The organism is Alteribacter populi, assembly GCF_002352765.1.
Taxonomy (GTDB): domain Bacteria; phylum Bacillota; class Bacilli; order Bacillales; family Salisediminibacteriaceae; genus Alteribacter; species Alteribacter populi.
This window is the reverse complement of record NZ_KZ293963.1, coordinates 910,341-927,962: the sequence shown is the minus strand read 5'-3', so window position 1 is coordinate 927,962 and position 17,622 is coordinate 910,341. Positions and strand designations below refer to the sequence as shown.

14 protein-coding genes are annotated in these 17,622 nt (G+C 41.3%); 13 read left to right on the top strand and 1 reads right to left on the bottom strand.

Annotated features, from left to right (window positions below):
• Positions 1-34: 34 nt before the first annotated feature.
• The 11 genes from tdh (at position 35) to hfq (ending at position 14,004) form a co-directional block, all read left to right on the top strand.
• Positions 35-1,075 carry an L-threonine 3-dehydrogenase gene (tdh, locus tag CDZ94_RS04545; RefSeq protein ID WP_096435329.1) on the top strand — a complete coding sequence of 347 codons (1,041 nt, stop codon included), beginning with the start codon at positions 35-37 and terminating at the stop codon, positions 1,073-1,075.
• 115 nt (positions 1,076-1,190) lie between these two features.
• Positions 1,191-2,366, top strand: a complete 1,176-nt coding sequence (locus CDZ94_RS04540; protein ID WP_096435328.1) for a glycine C-acetyltransferase — start codon at positions 1,191-1,193, stop codon at positions 2,364-2,366.
• A 495-nt stretch (positions 2,367-2,861) separates the two neighbouring features.
• Positions 2,862-4,406 carry a tRNA (N6-isopentenyl adenosine(37)-C2)-methylthiotransferase MiaB gene (gene miaB / locus CDZ94_RS04535; RefSeq protein ID WP_096435327.1) on the top strand — a complete coding sequence of 515 codons (1,545 nt, stop codon included), beginning with the start codon at positions 2,862-2,864 and terminating at the stop codon, positions 4,404-4,406.
• A 1-nt stretch (position 4,407) separates the two neighbouring features.
• The gene (locus CDZ94_RS04530; protein WP_096435326.1) at positions 4,408-4,824 is read left to right on the top strand and encodes a YlbF/YmcA family competence regulator; all 417 of its coding nucleotides are present in this window, start codon (positions 4,408-4,410) and stop codon (positions 4,822-4,824) included.
• A 393-nt stretch (positions 4,825-5,217) separates the two neighbouring features.
• Positions 5,218-5,790, top strand: a complete 573-nt coding sequence (locus tag CDZ94_RS04525; protein WP_096435325.1) for an outer spore coat protein CotE — start codon at positions 5,218-5,220, stop codon at positions 5,788-5,790.
• 279 nt (positions 5,791-6,069) lie between these two features.
• A complete protein-coding gene (locus tag CDZ94_RS04520; protein WP_096435324.1) occupies positions 6,070-7,155 on the top strand; it encodes a putative amidoligase domain-containing protein in 1,086 nt (361 codons plus the stop codon).
• A 75-nt stretch (positions 7,156-7,230) separates the two neighbouring features.
• Complete coding sequence (gene mutS, locus CDZ94_RS04515; RefSeq protein ID WP_096435323.1) at positions 7,231-9,906, top strand: DNA mismatch repair protein MutS; 2,676 nt, start codon at positions 7,231-7,233, stop codon at positions 9,904-9,906.
• Between the two features lie 93 nt (positions 9,907-9,999).
• Positions 10,000-11,901 (top strand): DNA mismatch repair endonuclease MutL, encoded by a 1,902-nt coding sequence (gene mutL / locus CDZ94_RS04510; protein ID WP_096435322.1) that lies wholly within the window; start codon positions 10,000-10,002, stop codon positions 11,899-11,901.
• Positions 11,902-11,923: 22 nt separating this feature from the next.
• Positions 11,924-12,736: a class I SAM-dependent methyltransferase gene (locus CDZ94_RS04505; RefSeq protein ID WP_096435321.1), complete on the top strand. Its 813-nt coding sequence runs from the start codon at positions 11,924-11,926 to the stop codon at positions 12,734-12,736.
• Between the two features lie 55 nt (positions 12,737-12,791).
• Complete coding sequence (gene miaA / locus CDZ94_RS04500) at positions 12,792-13,727, top strand: tRNA (adenosine(37)-N6)-dimethylallyltransferase MiaA (RefSeq protein WP_096435320.1); 936 nt, start codon at positions 12,792-12,794, stop codon at positions 13,725-13,727.
• A 46-nt stretch (positions 13,728-13,773) separates the two neighbouring features.
• On the top strand, positions 13,774-14,004 hold the full coding sequence (gene hfq, locus CDZ94_RS04495) for an RNA chaperone Hfq (protein ID WP_096435319.1): 231 nt from the start codon (positions 13,774-13,776) through the stop codon (positions 14,002-14,004).
• Positions 14,005-14,103: 99 nt separating this feature from the next.
• Here the strand turns inward: hfq and CDZ94_RS04490 are convergent, their stop codons facing one another.
• Positions 14,104-15,141, bottom strand: coding sequence for a tyrosine-type recombinase/integrase (locus tag CDZ94_RS04490; RefSeq protein ID WP_096435318.1), 1,038 nt, complete (start codon positions 15,139-15,141; stop codon positions 14,104-14,106).
• Positions 15,142-15,347: 206 nt separating this feature from the next.
• On the opposite strand from CDZ94_RS04490, the gene spoVK reads away from it, so the two are divergent.
• Positions 15,348-16,292 carry a stage V sporulation protein K gene (gene spoVK / locus CDZ94_RS04485; protein WP_096435317.1) on the top strand — a complete coding sequence of 315 codons (945 nt, stop codon included), beginning with the start codon at positions 15,348-15,350 and terminating at the stop codon, positions 16,290-16,292.
• Between the two features lie 20 nt (positions 16,293-16,312).
• Entirely contained in the window at positions 16,313-17,611 is a 1,299-nt protein-coding gene (gene hflX, locus CDZ94_RS04480) for a GTPase HflX (protein ID WP_096435316.1), read from the top strand.
• The last annotated feature ends 11 nt before the right edge of the window (positions 17,612-17,622 follow it).

The window sequence follows — 17,622 nt, the reverse complement described above, 5'->3', positions numbered from 1 at the left end:
ATATAACGGGAATTTTTCAAAAGGGGTGTATTAAATGCAAGGCAAAATGAAAGCAATCGTTAAACCAGAAAGATCCCCAGGCGCAAAACTGGAGCAAGTACCTATTCCTCAAATAAATGATCATGAAGTATTAATTCAAGTAAAGGCCACTTCGATTTGTGGCACGGATGTCCACATTTATTCTTGGGATGAGTGGTCTCAAAGTCGGGTAAACCCTCCATATGTATTTGGGCATGAATTTGCCGGTGTTGTAGTTGAAAAAGGAAAACAAGTAACCAATGTTGAAGTAGGTGAGCACGTCTCTGCCGAAACGCATATCGTTTGTGGAGAGTGTAAACAATGTCGAACAGGGCAAGCTCACATATGTGCGAACACACAAATTATCGGTGTTGACCGTGACGGTTGCTTTGCAGAATATGTAGCTTTGCCGGCGGAAAACCTTTGGAAAAACGACCCTGATCTTCCTTTTGACGTAGCAAGTGTTCAAGAGCCTTTCGGGAATGGTGTCCATACAGTTCTTGCCGGTGACGTCGCTGGTAAAACGGTTGCGATCATCGGTTGCGGGCCCATTGGTATCATGGCTGTTGGCGTGGCTAAAGCATGTGGCGCTTCCCAAGTGATTGCCTTTGACCTCAACGAATACCGTCTTGACTTAGCAAAACAAATGGGCGCTACAACCGTTGTTAATTCAATGAATGAAGATCCTCTTGAAGTAGTAAATCAATTAACGAACCAAGAAGGTGTAGACGTCGTCTGTGAAATGAGCGGTCACCCAATCGCGATGAACCAAGGGTTTAAAATGGTCACCAATGGAGGTCGTGTCTCAATTTTAAGCTTACCTATTCGTCCAGTTGAAATCGATGTGACCAATGATATCGTATTTAAAGGGATTACTGTTCAAGGTATAACCGGTCGCAAAATGTACGAAACATGGCAACAAGTGTCTGGTTTATTAAGTTCTGGTCAAGTGGATGTAAAACCGATGATTACCCATCACTTCCCACTCGAAGATTTCGAAAAAGGGTTTAACTTGATGATTGAAGGTAAATGTGGAAAAGTAGTATTGCATCCGTAAGTGATGTTGTGGCGCACAGCAATTGCTCCCTTTGAGGGCTGTGAATTGTGCGCCTGCCTTCATGTACATACGTGATTGTTCCTTACTATTCTAAAAGCAAACGGAGGGATTTTTTGTGAAAGGCTTTGAATATTTACAAGAAGAATTACAATCAATGAAAGATCAAGGGGTGTTTCGTAATCTCGTACCTCTCGAATCCGATCAAGGTGCAAAAGTTATGATCGACGGCAAAGAAGTTATACAACTGTCTTCAAACAACTACCTGGGATTAACAAACCATCCTAAAATGAAAAAAGCCGCGATCGAAGCTGTTGAAAAATACGGTGCAGGAACTGGGTCTGTACGTACGATTGCGGGTACTTTTTCTATGCACGAAGAATTTGAGAAAAAGTTAGCTGAATTCAAGCATACGGAAGCTACACTTGTACTTCAATCTGGATTTACAGCAAACCAAGCAATTCTTTCTTCAATTTTGACAAAAGACGATGTTGTTATTTCTGATGAATTAAACCATGCTTCTATCATTGATGGCATCAGACTTACAAAAGCAGGGAGAAAAATTTACAAACACGTTGATATGGAAAGTTTAGAAGAAGCACTAAAAGAATCAGCAGACTATCGTAAACGTCTCGTTGTGACAGATGGGGTGTTCTCAATGGATGGAAACATCGCACCGCTTCCGGAAATCGTTGAACTTTGTGAAAAGTACGATGCGCTTATCATGGTTGATGATGCTCATGCAAGTGGTGTACTTGGTCGAAATGGAAGAGGAACTGTTGACCATTTTGATTTAAATGGCCGTGTCCATATCCAAGTCGGAACGTTAAGTAAAGCGATCGGTGTTCTTGGCGGCTATGTAGCGAGTACCCAAGCCGTCCGTGATTATCTTATTCACAAAGGCCGTCCATTTCTCTTTAGTACATCGCACCCTCCTGCTGTAACAGCAGCTTGTTCAGCAGCGATTGATGTGTTGTTAGAAGAACCGGAATTAATTGATCGCCTTTGGGAAAACACGAAGTTTTTCAAAAAAGAGCTTGAAGATCTCGGCTTTGATACTGGAAATAGTGACACGCCGGTAACACCTGTAGTTGTAGGCGATGAAGTGAAAGCTCACCAGTTATCTGATAAGCTTCTCGAGTACGGGGTATTTGCCCAAGGAATTGCTTTCCCTACAGTAGCGAAAGGGCAAGCACGTGTACGTACGATTGTAACTGCCGCTCAATCAAAAGAGCTACTTCAAGAAGCGCTGGACGCATTCGAAAAAGCAGGAAAAGAACTAAATATTATTTAAGATTTAACAAGCGCTCTGATGCAATGTCAGGGCGCTTGTTTTCTTTTGGTTGAGTAATTATGTAGAGACTACTGAATAAGTAACATACGACTACATGGCAAGAGGATATGCTCTTGCTCATGGAGAGAATCTGCAAGGATATAACTCTTCTTTTGCTAAAAGTCTTGCACCTGATTTTGAGAGAGCCAAGGGGGCTGAAGCCATGGAAGCGGCACCCTTTGTATTTGAGTTCTAGAGTTATTTAGCAATCCCTATGTATTTAACTTTTTTAAGAAAGAGTGTCATCTAGCTACAGGCGACATCGGCTCGTGTCAGGTTCCTTTATGTAGAGTTAGTAGAGAATTTATTTACGATAAAAATAATATGTAAACTAATGGACGTTTGAACTTTTGCAAAAACCTAATCCCCCCTATTGTGTAGACTCGTTAAACGCTTTATACTTATAGGTTGGAAGAACTGTATTCAAACTGTTGAAATAAAGGAGTCGAGTAATCGATGAATGAAGAACAACGCAAGCATCAAACACAAACAGAGAAAGAGACTTATACCGCGGACAAAAAATCCGGACCGGAAAAGGACTATTCTCAATATTTTCAAACGACTTACATTCCCCCGAACTTAAAGCAAGCGAAAAAGCGTGGGAAAGAAGACGTGGAAATTCATTATGATTTCGAAGTTCCCGAGAATATGAGGGGCGTCGGTAAGGGGAAGAAGTTTTTAATCCGAACGTACGGCTGCCAGATGAATGAGCATGATTCTGAAAATATGGCTGGTATCCTTCTTGATATGGGTTTTGAATCGACAAGTGAAACGAATGATGCGGATGTGATTCTTCTTAATACATGTGCGATCCGAGAAAATGCTGAGAACAAAGTGTTCGGTGAAATTGGTCATTTAAAAACGCTAAAACGCGAGAAACCTGAATTAATTTTAGGTGTTTGCGGCTGTATGTCCCAAGAAGAATCTGTCGTAAATAAAATTATGCAAAAGCATCAGCAAGTAGATTTGATCTTTGGTACTCACAATATTCACCGCTTGCCTCACTTGATGCGTGATGCGATTCTTTCAAAAGAAATGGTCATTGAAGTATGGTCAAAAGAAGGGGACATCATTGAAAGCATGCCTCGTGCCCGTAAAGGCCAAATCCAAGGCTGGGTAAACATTATGTATGGCTGTGACAAGTTCTGTACGTATTGTATCGTCCCTTATACGCGAGGTAAAGAGCGAAGCCGGCGTCCAGAAGACATTATCGAAGAAGTACGTCACCTCGCCCGTAACGGTTATAAAGAAATTACTCTTCTCGGGCAAAATGTGAACGCTTATGGAAAAGATCTAGTAGACATGGATTACGGTTTAGGGGATCTTATGGATGAAATTCGTAAAATTGATATTCCACGCGTGCGATTTACGACAAGCCACCCACGTGATTTTGATGATCACTTAATTGAAGTACTAGCCAAGGGTGGAAACCTCGTTGAGCACATTCATTTACCTGTTCAAAGTGGAAATAATGATGTGTTGAAGCTGATGGCAAGGAAATATACGCGTGAGTCTTATATTGAATTAGCTAAGAAAATCAAAAAGGCGATTCCTCAGGCGTCTTTTACAACGGATATTATTGTCGGTTTCCCAAATGAGACTGAGGAACAATTTGAGGATACCTTAACTCTTATGAAAGAAATGGAGTATGACAGTGCGTTTACGTACATTTACTCTCCACGTGACGGTACACCAGCAGCAAAAATGGAAGACAACGTGCCGCATGATGTGAAACGTGACCGACTTCGCAGGTTGAACGAGGTTGTAAATGATTTGTCGGCTAAAAAGAATAAACCGCTTGAAGATCAAGTCGTTGAAGTTTTAGTTGAAGGTGAAAGTAAAAAAGATCCGGATACGTTGTCTGGACGCACACGAACAAACAAACTAGTAAATTTTAAAGCTCCTAAGTCTTGCATCGGAGAGCTCGTTAACGTTAAAATAACAGAAGCAAAAACTTGGTCCTTAAATGGCGAAGTAGTCGAAACTGCAGAGGTGAAATAAGTTGGCACATACAAAACAAGAGGTTGTTACAAAGGCGAAAGAATTAGCAAAAATTATTGCCGAAACTGAGGAAGTAGATTTCTTTAAGCGTGCAGAATCGCAAATCAACGAAAATCTCCGGATTCAGGAAATCATCGGTCAAATCAAATCCTTACAAAAAGAAGCAGTAAACCTTAAACATTATAATAAAACAGAAGGCCTAAAAGAGGTCGAAGCAAAAATTGACGCCCTTCAAGATGAACTCGACGAAATACCAATCGTTAGAGAGTTCAAACAATCGCAAACAGAAGTAAACGGTTTATTACAACTCGTATCTACTACTATCTCTAATAACGTTACAGACGAAATTATCAAATCTACTGGAGGAGATCTTCTCCAAGGTACGACAACAAAAAATCCATTTAACTCAGGTTGTTAAAAAAGAAACAAAAAAACCGCCACTATCCGGCGGTTTTTTTGTTTCTTAAAATAACGTTCACAAAATTGTCGGGGGACTGTCCCCCGACAATTTTGTAATATTTCACGTACTGAATTTTATTACTCTGCAAACTAGAGACAAAAAAATCCCAAATGAGGCATGAACAAACAGATGGACTCATATAAATAATTGAACTTAAAATAGAGGGCTATTTTGAACGGACGGAACTTTTCTGTAACATCCAAATGTTTGTTCACATAGGCTAAAGTAACGTAGCGATAAAACTTTTTATCACACTGGTTAAATGTCTTGCATACGATGCAAATGAAACCGTTATGATTCTTTAGTTTTGATTTTGCTGCGAGTCAATCATTTGTTTGAGGAGGGAATTGAATGTCACCAGCAGACAGAGAGCTTAATTACAGAGAGATTATTACAAAGGCCGTTTGCGGAAAGGGAAGAAAGTTTTCTCAAGCAAGTCACAATATTAGCCCTTCCCAAAAGCCGACTAGCATTTTAGGGTGCTGGATCATCAATCACAAGTATGACGCTGAGAAAAAGGGAGATGCCATTGAAGTAAACGGGAAGTATGATATCAACATTTGGTATTCGTACAGTAATAATACGAAGACAAATGTGGCCACAGAAACGGTGGCTTATACCGATATTGTTCCATTGGCGATGCAGGACAAAAATGTCCTTTCTGAAGAGCTGGAAGTATTAGCAAGAGCGATTCAGCAACCGAATACATTAGAAGCTACTATTGCTGCTAACGCTACAGATGTCAACGTACAAGTTGAGCGTGAATTCATGGTAGAAGTAATCGGGGAAACGAAGGTTTGTGTCTATGTAAACCCAGACTTCACTGGAGATGATTGGGATGAGAAGATTTGGGATTATGACGTAGAGGACGAAGCATTTGAAGACCTCGATCCGAACTTCTTAATGGGAGACCTAGAAGAATAAGCTGAAAGGGAAGAAGGGTCCTCTTCTTCCTTATTTCTTTTTTAAAAATAAGAATTTATAAGAGGGCAGCTACCTTCGTGCAGCTCGTCTCAAGAGAAAAGCATCCTTGAGACTTTTAAACCTGCGAGCTGACGCTGTATTTAATAAAAGACCACTATGCGGTTTTTCTTATCATTAGCATTCGCTTGCCCAACGCTCAGAAAGCTAAAGGAACAATCCTTTTAAAGAGTCTATTATCTTTTTATACAACTATTTAAGATATAGACGAGGAGGGATAAGGTGAAAAACAGATTACAAGCCTTTTCTATTCCAAAGGTTGATAGGAAGAGTGAGATGGGTTATTTTCGATTAAAGGTAAGCGCCACCGGCTATCAACCGATTCAAATCGAACGCTTTTCACCCCACTCCCATGAAGGTAACCTCCTGCCTCTTTCTAAACTTTCTCATTTTTATTTAGGACAAGAAATGCTCGATACAGCCTTTCGGGCAGCCTACGCCCTTCATCTTTCGAACTTTTGTTGCACCTTACAACGGGTTGGAAAACGAGTTGAGGTCACCTCTATCGAGTCCGACATTCCATATGAGCCATATCCATCCCACCGGCCTCCAAAAAGACCAAAAGGCATCATTACATTTGGTGCTGACATAGAATATATGATTCGTCACAAAAAAACGACAAAGTTTCACGCTCTTCCGTTAAATAGCCAAGTTCCTAAATTTGAAGCCGAAGCTGATCAAGCTTTACTAAGAAAAGGGAATAAGTTTTATAAGCCGATTTTTGAACTTCACCCTAGACCCCAAACGACTGGAGAACACCTTCACATAGAAATGCTCAAGTTAAAACAAAAGCTTGAACAGAGGCTGAAAAAAAGCGCTTATCAAGTCGTCACAGATCCGAATCCGACAGGGCGTTTCATGCTAGGTGGGCATTTGCATTTTGGTAATGTCCAGGCAGGCTTTAATAAAACGAGTCAGCTAGACGTGCTCGTCACTCTTCCTTTATCACTCTTAGATCATGAAAATAGCCAGATGAGGCGATTTACGTATGGAGGACTAGGATCAGTACGTTTGAACCATTTCAATGGATTCGAGTACCGAAGTCTATCTTCATGGTATAACTATATTGAACAGGGTCTTCCTTTATTCAATTGGATAGAGTGGGTCGTAAAAAACGAGAGTCTTCCTTATTTTTTTATCCCTACACAAGTAGCACTAGCCTACACAAAAAACGATCGGCATAGTATTCTTCTATTTGTTGAGAAAACTTTTCGGTGGCTTAAGAACAACTATAAGTCATCTGCTGATCTGGTGGCGATAGAATCCTTTTACAAATGGATTCATTCACAACGTTTTCCTCTCTCGTGAATAGGGGTTCCTATGTTATAATAAGAGCCAGAAAAAACGAGAATCGGCTCGATTCAATGTAGTTGGAGGAGTATAATGTCGAAACATACCCCTATGATCGAACAATATTTACGTATTAAGGCAGAATATGAAGATGCCTTTTTATTTTTTCGTTTAGGAGATTTTTACGAACTTTTCTTTGAAGATGCGATAAAAGCTGCGAAAGAACTAGAAATCACTCTTACTGCCCGCGGTAAAGGTGAAGACCGTATTCCAATGTGTGGTGTTCCACATCATGCTTGTAATGGCTATATTACGCAACTTATTGAAAAAGGTTTTAAAGTGGCGATTTGTGAACAGACCGAAGACCCAGCCGCTGCAAAGGGGGTTGTAAAACGTGAAGTCGTTCAGCTAATTACCCCGGGAACAGTTATGGATGGAACGACGATTCAGGAAAAAGAGAACAATTATTTACTCTCGGTTTCTGAGTTTGATCACCATCAGTTCGGGCTTGCTGCAGCTGACCTCACAACAGGAGAGCTTCGAGTCACGTTGTTTAAAGAAGGTTTGGAAGACGTCATTCAGGAAGCAGCTTCCTATTCCCCAAAGGAAATTGTTATCCCATCTTCTTTTAGTGACGATAAAAAGCAGCAGATGGGCAAGATTGTGAAGGCGACGTTTTCAGAAGAGGATGACACATCGTTGCACGGGGAGATGACGAGGCTTGTTGACAACCTACAGGAGCAGGTCCTCACGATAACTGTCATTCGATTATTAAATTACTTACACCGAACAAAAAAGCGTTCACTTGAACATTTACAGCCAGCAACTTTTTATTTTACCGATGATTTTATGAAGCTTGATGTTCATTCTAAGCGGAATTTAGAACTGATTGAAACCATTAGGGAGAAAAAGAAGCACGGATCGTTATTATGGCTTCTCGATAAAACCGTGACGGCAATGGGAGGCAGGCTTTTAAAGCAGTGGATTGAACGTCCATTACTTGACCGGATAAAAATTGAGGAACGGCTAAGTCTGGTAGATTCCCTTCTTGGTCATTTCTTTGAACGTGAAGCATTGAAAGAACAGTTACGAGAGGTTTATGATCTCGAACGGTTATCAGGAAAGGTCTCTTTTGGCAATGTAAATGCGAGAGATCTTATCCAGCTTCAAAAATCTCTTGAACGTGTGCCCGCTATTTTTGAAACTGTCCACCGGTTAGAACACCCTTTTGCGGATAACCTCATTGATCGAGTAGACCAGTGCGAAGGGTTGAAGGAGCTTTTAGAATCAAGCATTCAGGAAGAACCCGGACTTTCGATAACGGATGGAGATATTATTCGAGATGGCTATAACGAACTTCTCGATGAATACCGCGACGCCATGCGGAACGGAAAAACGTGGATTGCAGCTTTGGAGCAACAAGAGCGAGCTGAGACTGGAGTCAAGTCGTTAAAAGTTGGCTTTAATAAAGTGTTTGGTTACTACATTGAAGTGACAAAATCAAACATTGCCTCTTTACCTGAGGGGCGCTATGAACGTAAACAAACACTCGCTAACGCAGAACGGTATATAACACCTGAACTAAAAGAAAAAGAGGCGCTCATTTTAGAGGCTGAGGAGAAGAGTGAAAAGCTAGAATACGAGCTTTTTCTTGAAGTCCGAGAACAAGTAAAAGGATACATTGAAAAGCTTCAGCAATTGGCAAAGGTCATTAGTACTTTTGATGTGTTGCAAAGCTTTGCCGAGGTGAGCGAAGACAACCATTTTGTAAAGCCCTCAATCAACGAAACCGGTACGGTAGAGATTGTAGATGGTCGTCATCCTGTCGTTGAAAAAATGATTGATCAAGGAGATTACGTCCCCAATGATATTTCATTAAATCAAGACCGGGAAATGCTATTAATTACGGGTCCGAATATGGCAGGAAAAAGTACGTACATGCGTCAGCTTGCACTTTGCTCTGTGATGATGCAAGTCGGCTCCTACGTTCCAGCTACTTCATGTGATCTTCCCGTATTTGATCAAATTTTTACCCGAATTGGTGCTGCGGATGACTTAGCCCAAGGCCAGAGTACATTTATGGTCGAGATGATGGAAACGAAGCATGCTGTAGCGAAAGCGACGGACAGAAGTCTCATCCTCCTTGATGAAATTGGCCGAGGGACTTCGACCTATGATGGAATGGCTCTTGCCCAAGCGATCATGGAGTATATCCATCATCACATCGGTGCAAAAACACTATTTTCGACTCACTACCATGAGTTGACCACTTTGGAACATGATCTCGATAAATTGAAAAATGTTCACGTTTCTGCCGCAGAAGATGACGGGGAAGTCGTATTTCTCCACCGTGTAGTTGACGGGTCCGCAGATAAAAGTTATGGAATTTACGTTGCACAATTAGCAGATTTGCCAATTGAACTGATTGATCGTGCAAAAATAATCCTCGAACAACTAGAAAGCACCGATCAGGCGAGTGCCGCACAGGATGAGATGGAGCCGGTTCAAATAAACGAGAAGAAGTCAAATCACCAGGATACGCCTGAGTCAACAGGAAACCAAGTTTTAGAAACTCAAGGTCAACTAGCATTATTTGACAGTGCGCTATTTGATGCTGAGGCAAGTGAAAAAAAGGTTACCGATATGTATACAAAGAAAGAACGAGATGTACTCAAGAAAATCGAAAACTTGGATCTTTTACACGTGACACCAATGGAAGCAATCCAAACGATTCATGAATTACAGCAAAAACTAAAGAAACATTCTTAGCAAATGGTTGTTTTTGTAATCATGATCAAAAGGTTAAGTCAAAAATCTCACAGCCTATTAAAAAATAGAGTCCAATAAAAAAGGAGGACAACAATGGGGATTATTCAAAAGTTAGACGATCAACTATCGAATAAGATCGCAGCAGGAGAAGTTGTGGAACGTCCTTCTTCTGTTGTAAAGGAATTAATCGAGAACGCGGTTGATGCAAATAGTACACATATTCGCGTCGATCTAGCTGAAGGTGGATTATCTTCCATTCGCGTTCTCGATAATGGTGACGGTATTGAGGATGATGACTTGGAAACGGCTTTTTACCGTCACGCAACGAGTAAAATAAAAAATGATCGTGATCTTTTCCATATTTCCACCCTCGGATTTCGCGGAGAAGCTCTGCCAAGTATTGCTTCAGTGAGCCGCTTGACACTCACGACGAGTACAGGAGAAGGTGAGGGGCGCTCGATTAAGTTTGCAGGTGGAAAGGTCGTCGAAAAAGGAAAAGCACTTTCGCGAAAAGGAACCGAAGTACTTGTTCAAGAATTGTTTTTCAATACACCAGCTCGTTTGAAATATTTACGAACGATTCATACCGAACTCGGTCATACTACAGACGTCGTAAATCGAATGGCGCTGGCTCATCCGAATATTTCGTTTGAACTGTACCATAACGAAAAACCATTGCTAAAATCGCATGGCAAAGACGACATTTTAAGAGTAATAGCCTCAATTTACGGAACAGAGGTTGCAAAAAACATGCTACCGCTAAAAGTAAGCTCACTGGACTTTCAAGTTGAAGGCTATATTGCTAAGCCTGAAGTGACGAGGTCAAACCGCTCCTACATTTCATTAATTATTAACGGCAGATTTGTTAAAAATTTTCTCGTTTCAAAAGCCATACACGAAGGCTACCATACATTACTACCAATTGGACGACATCCGATTGTCGTGCTTCACATTACGATGGATCCGATTTTAATCGATGTTAACGTGCACCCTTCAAAGCTTGAAGTACGGCTAAGTAAGGAACAGGAGTTAACGGATCTTGTCACAAAAGCAATAAAAGATGTGTTTAAAGAAACGGCTTTAATCCCTGACGTAAAGAAAACAACAGCCAAAAAAATACCATCCGAGCAAGTACCTTTGTCTTTTCAAAGCAAACCGAGTACAACCCTTCGACCGAATGTAGAGGAAGTGCCTTCTACAGGTGTTGAAGGAAATGAAAGAGAGCCAGCGGAGACAAAAGTAGCACCCCATCACGATGATAATCATTTGGACACAAAGAAAACCTCAGAGATACTAAGGTCTGAATCACCTACACAGGTGGTGGAAAAAGCACCGATCAACGATGAGCAAAATGAGACTGAGCATGTACGAGAAACAACAACATCAGTAGCCGCTGATCAGAACGCTTCTTCTTTGATGCCAACCATGTATCCAATCGGGCAACTACATGGAACCTACATCCTCGCACAAAATGATGAAGGTCTGTTTATTGTTGATCAACATGCCGCTCAAGAGCGAATTAAATATGAATACTTTCGTGACCGTGTTGGGGAAGTGGACCCACACCTTCAAGACTTACTAATACCGTTGACGTTTGAGTTTTCCCAAAAAGAAGAGTCTGCGATTTTAGAACATAAAGAAACGTTGCAATCAGTCGGTATCGAATTGGAGGCTTTCGGACAACGGACATATCTTGTTCGAGCTCACCCGGTCTGGCTTCCTAAAGGAGAAGAAGAAGCGCTCATCCGTGAAATGATCGATCTAGTAATTGAAGGAAAAACGATTAACGTAGCAAAAATGCGAGAAGAAGCGGCTATTTTAATGTCGTGCAAAGCAGCGATTAAAGCGAATCGCTACTTGCGGCAAGACGAAATGTACCGGCTTCTTGAAACATTGCGTACATGTCATGAGCCCTACACGTGTCCACACGGAAGACCGATTGTCCTTCATTATTCAACGTACGAAATGGAAAAAATGTTTAAGCGGATCATGTAAGTAATCGTAAAGGACTAATCAAATGAAACCTATCGTTGTCACAACAGCACCTAAAGAAACGACGCGGATGATGACAAGAGCTGTTCACGCACAAGACGCGCTTTCAGCTCCCTTAATTAAAAGAGGTCATGCTTCTGTTACACGAATTATGGAAAAATATAAGGCTCATGTTGTCGTCGCTGAGCAAGATCGGCTCATGCTCTATACCGCGACAGACAGCGCTCCGTTTTTTTACCACCCGAACTCAGCGATGTTTCGCGCAAAGGCGTTTTTAAAAACAGGTCACGATCCATTTGTAGATGCCGCAAAGCTTCGTGAAGGAATGACGGTTGCGGACGGGACAATTGGTTTAGGTTCTGATGCGGTGTTAGCCAGCTTAGCAGTGAAAAAATCGGGGAAGGTTTTTGGTACAGAAGTTAATCCTATTTTAGCTTATATGATTGAGGAAGGATTAAAAAGCTACAAAGTCGAGCCGAATGTCATTGAAAACGCACTACGGAGAATTCAAGTCATTAATGAACACCATCAAGCATGGTTAAAAAAACAAGAAACGTCGAGTATTGATGTCGTTTATTTTGACCCTATGTTTCAAGAAACGGTTAAAGGGTCATCAGGAATCCAAGCGTTAAAACAGCTTGCTTATAATGACGAAGATGACATTCTTTTTGGACAAACGATAAGAGAAGCAAAACGAGTAGCAAGGCAGCGAGTTGTACTAAAAGACCACTTTCGCTCTCGAAGATTCAATGCATTAGGCTTAACGCAGCAAATTCGGCCCTCAGCAACTTATCATTTTGGAGTATGGGAAAAACAAACAAACGGTATAATGGATTAATAGAGCGTTTTCACTAAGGAGACTTTGACCTAATTGAACAAGCTCTAGTAGACAGGTGACTAACATGAAAAAAGAAAATCTAATCGTTCTCGTGGGTCCTACAGCGGTAGGGAAGACTGACATGAGTATTGAACTGGCACAATCATTTAATGGTGAAATTATTAGCGGAGACTCGATGCAAGTCTACAGAGGAATGGATATCGGGACGGCGAAAGTGTCAAAAGAAGAACAGCGCGGTATTCCTCATCACCTTATTGACATTAAAGAACCTACGGAACCTTTTTCAGTCCAGGAGTTTCAACAACGGGCAACGAAGCTGATCGAAGAGATTGGAAGTCGAAAAAAACGGCCATTCCTTGTCGGTGGAACGGGGCTGTATGTGAGTTCAGTGATCTACGATTATCAGTTTTCTGAAGTAGAAGAAGACAACACTTACCGACAAGAGCTTGAAGTGTTCGCAAAAAAGTACGGAAATGTAGCGTTACACGAACAGTTAAATGAGGTTGACCCGAAGAGCTATGAGCAAATTCATCCAAATAATGTCCGGCGAGTCATTCGGGCACTGGAAATTTATCATATAACGGGAGAGCCGTTTGGAGAACGAGGTCAACAGCCCCCTATTTCTCCTTATAATGTAAGTCTCATCGGTCTTACGATGGAGCGTGAAAAACTGTATGAACGCATCGATCTTCGTGTAGATATTATGATGGAGCAAGGTCTCTTGAATGAAGCCGAGCGTTTGTACGAAGCGGGAGTTCGAAACTGCCAATCGGTTCAAGCGATCGGATATAAAGAGCTTTATGAATATCTAGATGGGAAGGTCACATTAGAGGAAGCGGTTACGACTTTAAAACAAAACTCAAGGCGCTACGCAAAGCGGCAATTAACGTGGTTTCGAAATAAAATGGACATCACTTGGTTTGATGTAACACAAGAAAAAGATAAAATGCTTCAGGAAATTCATCAATTTGTAGAAGGAAAGCTGTTGTAAATCACGAATAAAGATAATAATGTCTATTGAGGGAGGCCATGAGACAATGAAGCAGCAATCTGTGAACATTCAAGACCAGTTTTTAAATCAACTTCGAAAAGAAAGCATTCCGGTGACGGTTTTTTTACTGAACGGTTTTCAATTAAGGGGATTTGTTAAAAGTTTTGATAACTTTACTGTCATTTTAGATACGGACGGAAAACAGCAGCTTGTTTATAAGCATGCGATTTCTACTTTTTCACCACAACGGAATGTGCAACTAAACCAGGATAAATAACAGTAACACACTTCTCCCTTATTTAAAATGTAGCGAAAAACGATATTGGTTTAACAAAGAGCTTGGCTTTTGCCAAGCTCTTTGTTAACATATTACATTTCAAATTAACCGCTTCTCGGGTAAGACCTCCTTAAGCATTTCCTGTCGTTCTGGAATGGTGAGGGGCTGAAATTTGTTTAGAACTTCTTTATGAGCCAGGATAAAGTTTACATAACTATCGAAAGGCTGAGTAGTCACAAAGGCAAGCTCCACTTTTAAAGAATCCGCTGATACACCGTCTAGTAAGCGGTGCAAGATATACGTATGCCGCAGTTCGCGACTAGACCGCCCACGTCCCAGTCCTGCACGCTGCATTTCTTGGCGTATCATTTTTTGCAAGGCTACATCTGTTAACTGCTTCGGCTGTTCTTTTTCATAACTCCACCGATAAGTGCCTCGCCTAAAATCAAAGGCTGCAAAAAATGGATCATCTGTATACCAACGCGGTCTGACAGCTTTTGGGACCGTTCGATAATATTGATGAAGAAGCTGGCGATCTTCTTTTAACAAAGTGACGTGTCTAGGCTTTCGTTTTCTTGAAAACAAATGAATGATTCCCGTGGGGAAGTGGATATTTTTCATCGTAAGTCCTGTGACTTCCTGAATGGAAAGCCCGTAAAATAGCATAAGGTGAATGATGGCTTGGTTTCTTTCGTCGTAAAAGTGACGTGATTTTAATTGGTGATCACTTAGCCCCTGAGGACTCATTATCGATCGCAGCAGCCTATGAATTTCCTCAGTTTTGATAAAATCGGATGCCTTTTTTTTGTGCTCGACAACTTCTTTTTTCAAATAATTATCAAATGGCGTGTGGCGGTGGTCTAATGGGGAATTAAAACGGTAATGCTGCTTTAAAACAGAAAGAATTCTCCGGATTGTATGGATAGAATAGTCCTTTTCTTTGCATAAGTATAAATAAAAGGCACGGATCGCTTCTGGATCATAGGCGTTTTTATTATTAATTTGGTTTTTTTGACACCAGTGATGGAACTGCAGGAGGTCGTACCGGTATCGTTTAACCGTGCTCGGCTGTTTATCGCCGTACTCGTTCATTAAAAAGGATTCAATATATTCCTCAGTATTTTCAGGTTGTGTCATGTTTACGCCTCCTCTGTAATTAGAAAATTAAAAATGTTTGGATGATTACGTTCATTATAACAAATAATGGTTTCTGCAAGTCTACACTTATTTTTCCCGGATTTTTTGAACATCCTTTATAGGCGTTTGTCACGAAAATAGACTTGGAGCGTATAGTAATGGTGACCATACATTTTTCAACCTCATAATAAAGGGTGGTGACCCCTTTGGATCAGGCGAACAGCATGAGAAAAAAAGGGCAGATTAACATCGTTCTGAAAAAACAACAACCAGCCCCAATAGCACCGGTGACTATTGAACCTTCTTTTCAGACAGCTGAGCATGAACCATTTAAACAAATCGAAAAATCATTAAATGAGCTCGTAGGACTCAATGAAATGAAAGGGTTTATGAAAGAAATTTATGCCTGGCTTTATTTAAATAAACGAAGAGAAGATGTCGGACTTATTCCTAATAAACAAACACTTCATATGGTCTTTAAAGGCAATCCTGGGACTGGAAAGACAACGGTTGCAAGACTGGTGGCAGAGTTATTTAAAAGTATGGGAGTATTGGAAAAAGGCCACCTCATCGAAGCGGAGCGAGCTGATTTAGTTGGCGAGTACATCGGCCACACCGCACAAAAAACGAGGGATTTGATTAAAAAGGCTGTGGGTGGGATACTGTTTGTGGATGAAGCCTACTCACTAGCTCGCGGTGGAGAAAAAGATTTCGGAAAAGAAGCCATTGACACACTCGTCAAAGCAATGGAAGACCAGCAGCATGACTTTGTTCTTATTCTTGCCGGATATCCAAAAGAAATGGACCGTTTTTTATCTTTAAATCCGGGCTTGCCTTCACGTTTCCCGTTAAAGGTAACATTTCCTAACTACAAAGTTGATGAATTATTTATCATCGCTGAGAAAATGCTTACTCAACGGCAATACCGACTTCATCAACAAAGTAAGCATGCATTAAAAGAAATTCTAATCTCTGTTAAAGGAAGAGACGAAGGCAATTTCAGTAACGGACGATTCATCCGGAATTTACTTGAGCGCTCAATCCGCGCTCAGGCCGTGAGATTACTAGATGAAAATGATTATGGAAAAGAATCGCTGCAAACATTAAAACCAATAGATTTGCAAAGCGCATTTCAAAAAATGAACGGCTGAGTAAAGAGATGAGGGATAAGATGAGTGACTATGCAAAAGTTGAAGCAGAAGATGTGATCATAGTCGGTGTAAAATCAGATGACATGAATGAGGAGGATTTTCAGTATCGACTTGAAGAGTTAGCAGCACTTACGAAAACAGCGGGTGGCAAAGTCGCGATGACAGTGACCCAAAACCGTGAAAAACCTGATAATGCCACCTATATCGGTAAGGGAAAAGTAGAGGAGTTAAAGCAGCTTACTGAGGAATCTTCCTCTGACTTAATCATTTTTAATGATGAACTAAGCGCTTCCCAAGTCCGCAACTTAACCAAAGAAATGGATGTAAAAATTATCGATCGAACCCAGTTGATTCTAGACATTTTCGCAAAGCGCGCCCAATCAAGAGAAGGGAAGCTTCAGGTGGAACTGGCTCAGCTCAATTACTTGCTCCCGCGTTTAAGGGGGCAGGGGCATGTCCTTTCCCGTCTCGGCGGCGGGATCGGAACGAGAGGCCCTGGGGAAACGCAGCTTGAAATTGATCAACGTCATATCCGGGAGCGGATGACAGAAATTAGACGCCAGCTGGAACAAGTCGTGGCTCATCGTGCGAGGTATCGCGAACGAAGAAAACGAAATGAAGCGTTTCAAATTGCATTAGTCGGTTACACAAATGCTGGAAAATCGACTTTGCTTCATCAATTGAGTAAAGCGGAAATTTTAGTTGAAGACCAGCTCTTTGCAACGTTAGATCCAACGACAAAGCGGATTAAATTGCCAAGCGGAATGAATGTGCTGCTCACCGATACTGTCGGATTTATTCAACAGCTTCCAACGACGTTAGTGGCAGCCTTTCGCTCAACATTAGAAGAAGTAAAGGAAGCTGATTTAATTTTACATGTCGTCGATGCTGCAAACCCGGATTTTGTGAACCATGAAAAAACGGTGAGTGATCTTTTACGAGAGCTTGATGCGTCAACGATTCCGATGTTGCTCGTATACAACAAACGCGATCAATTAACCGGAGACTTTTTCCCGGCAGGAGACGCACCATCCGCCCTTATTTCTGCTCACGATCAAGCTGATTTGGACAAGCTTCGTACGAAAATTGAAGCGTCAATGGAAAAAGAATTTGCCGCTTACTATATTCACATTGAAGCATGGGAAGGCAAGTGGCTGCACCGGCTGATGGAAGAAACGATTCAAGTTGAACGAACATTCGACGAAACGACAGAACAGTACAGAGTAAGGGGATATGCTTCACCAAACTCAGCAATTTACCATGAACTAAAGCAAAAAAGCAGCGGACAACAAGAATCAACGCTAGGAGAAGGAGAATAACGATGAACATA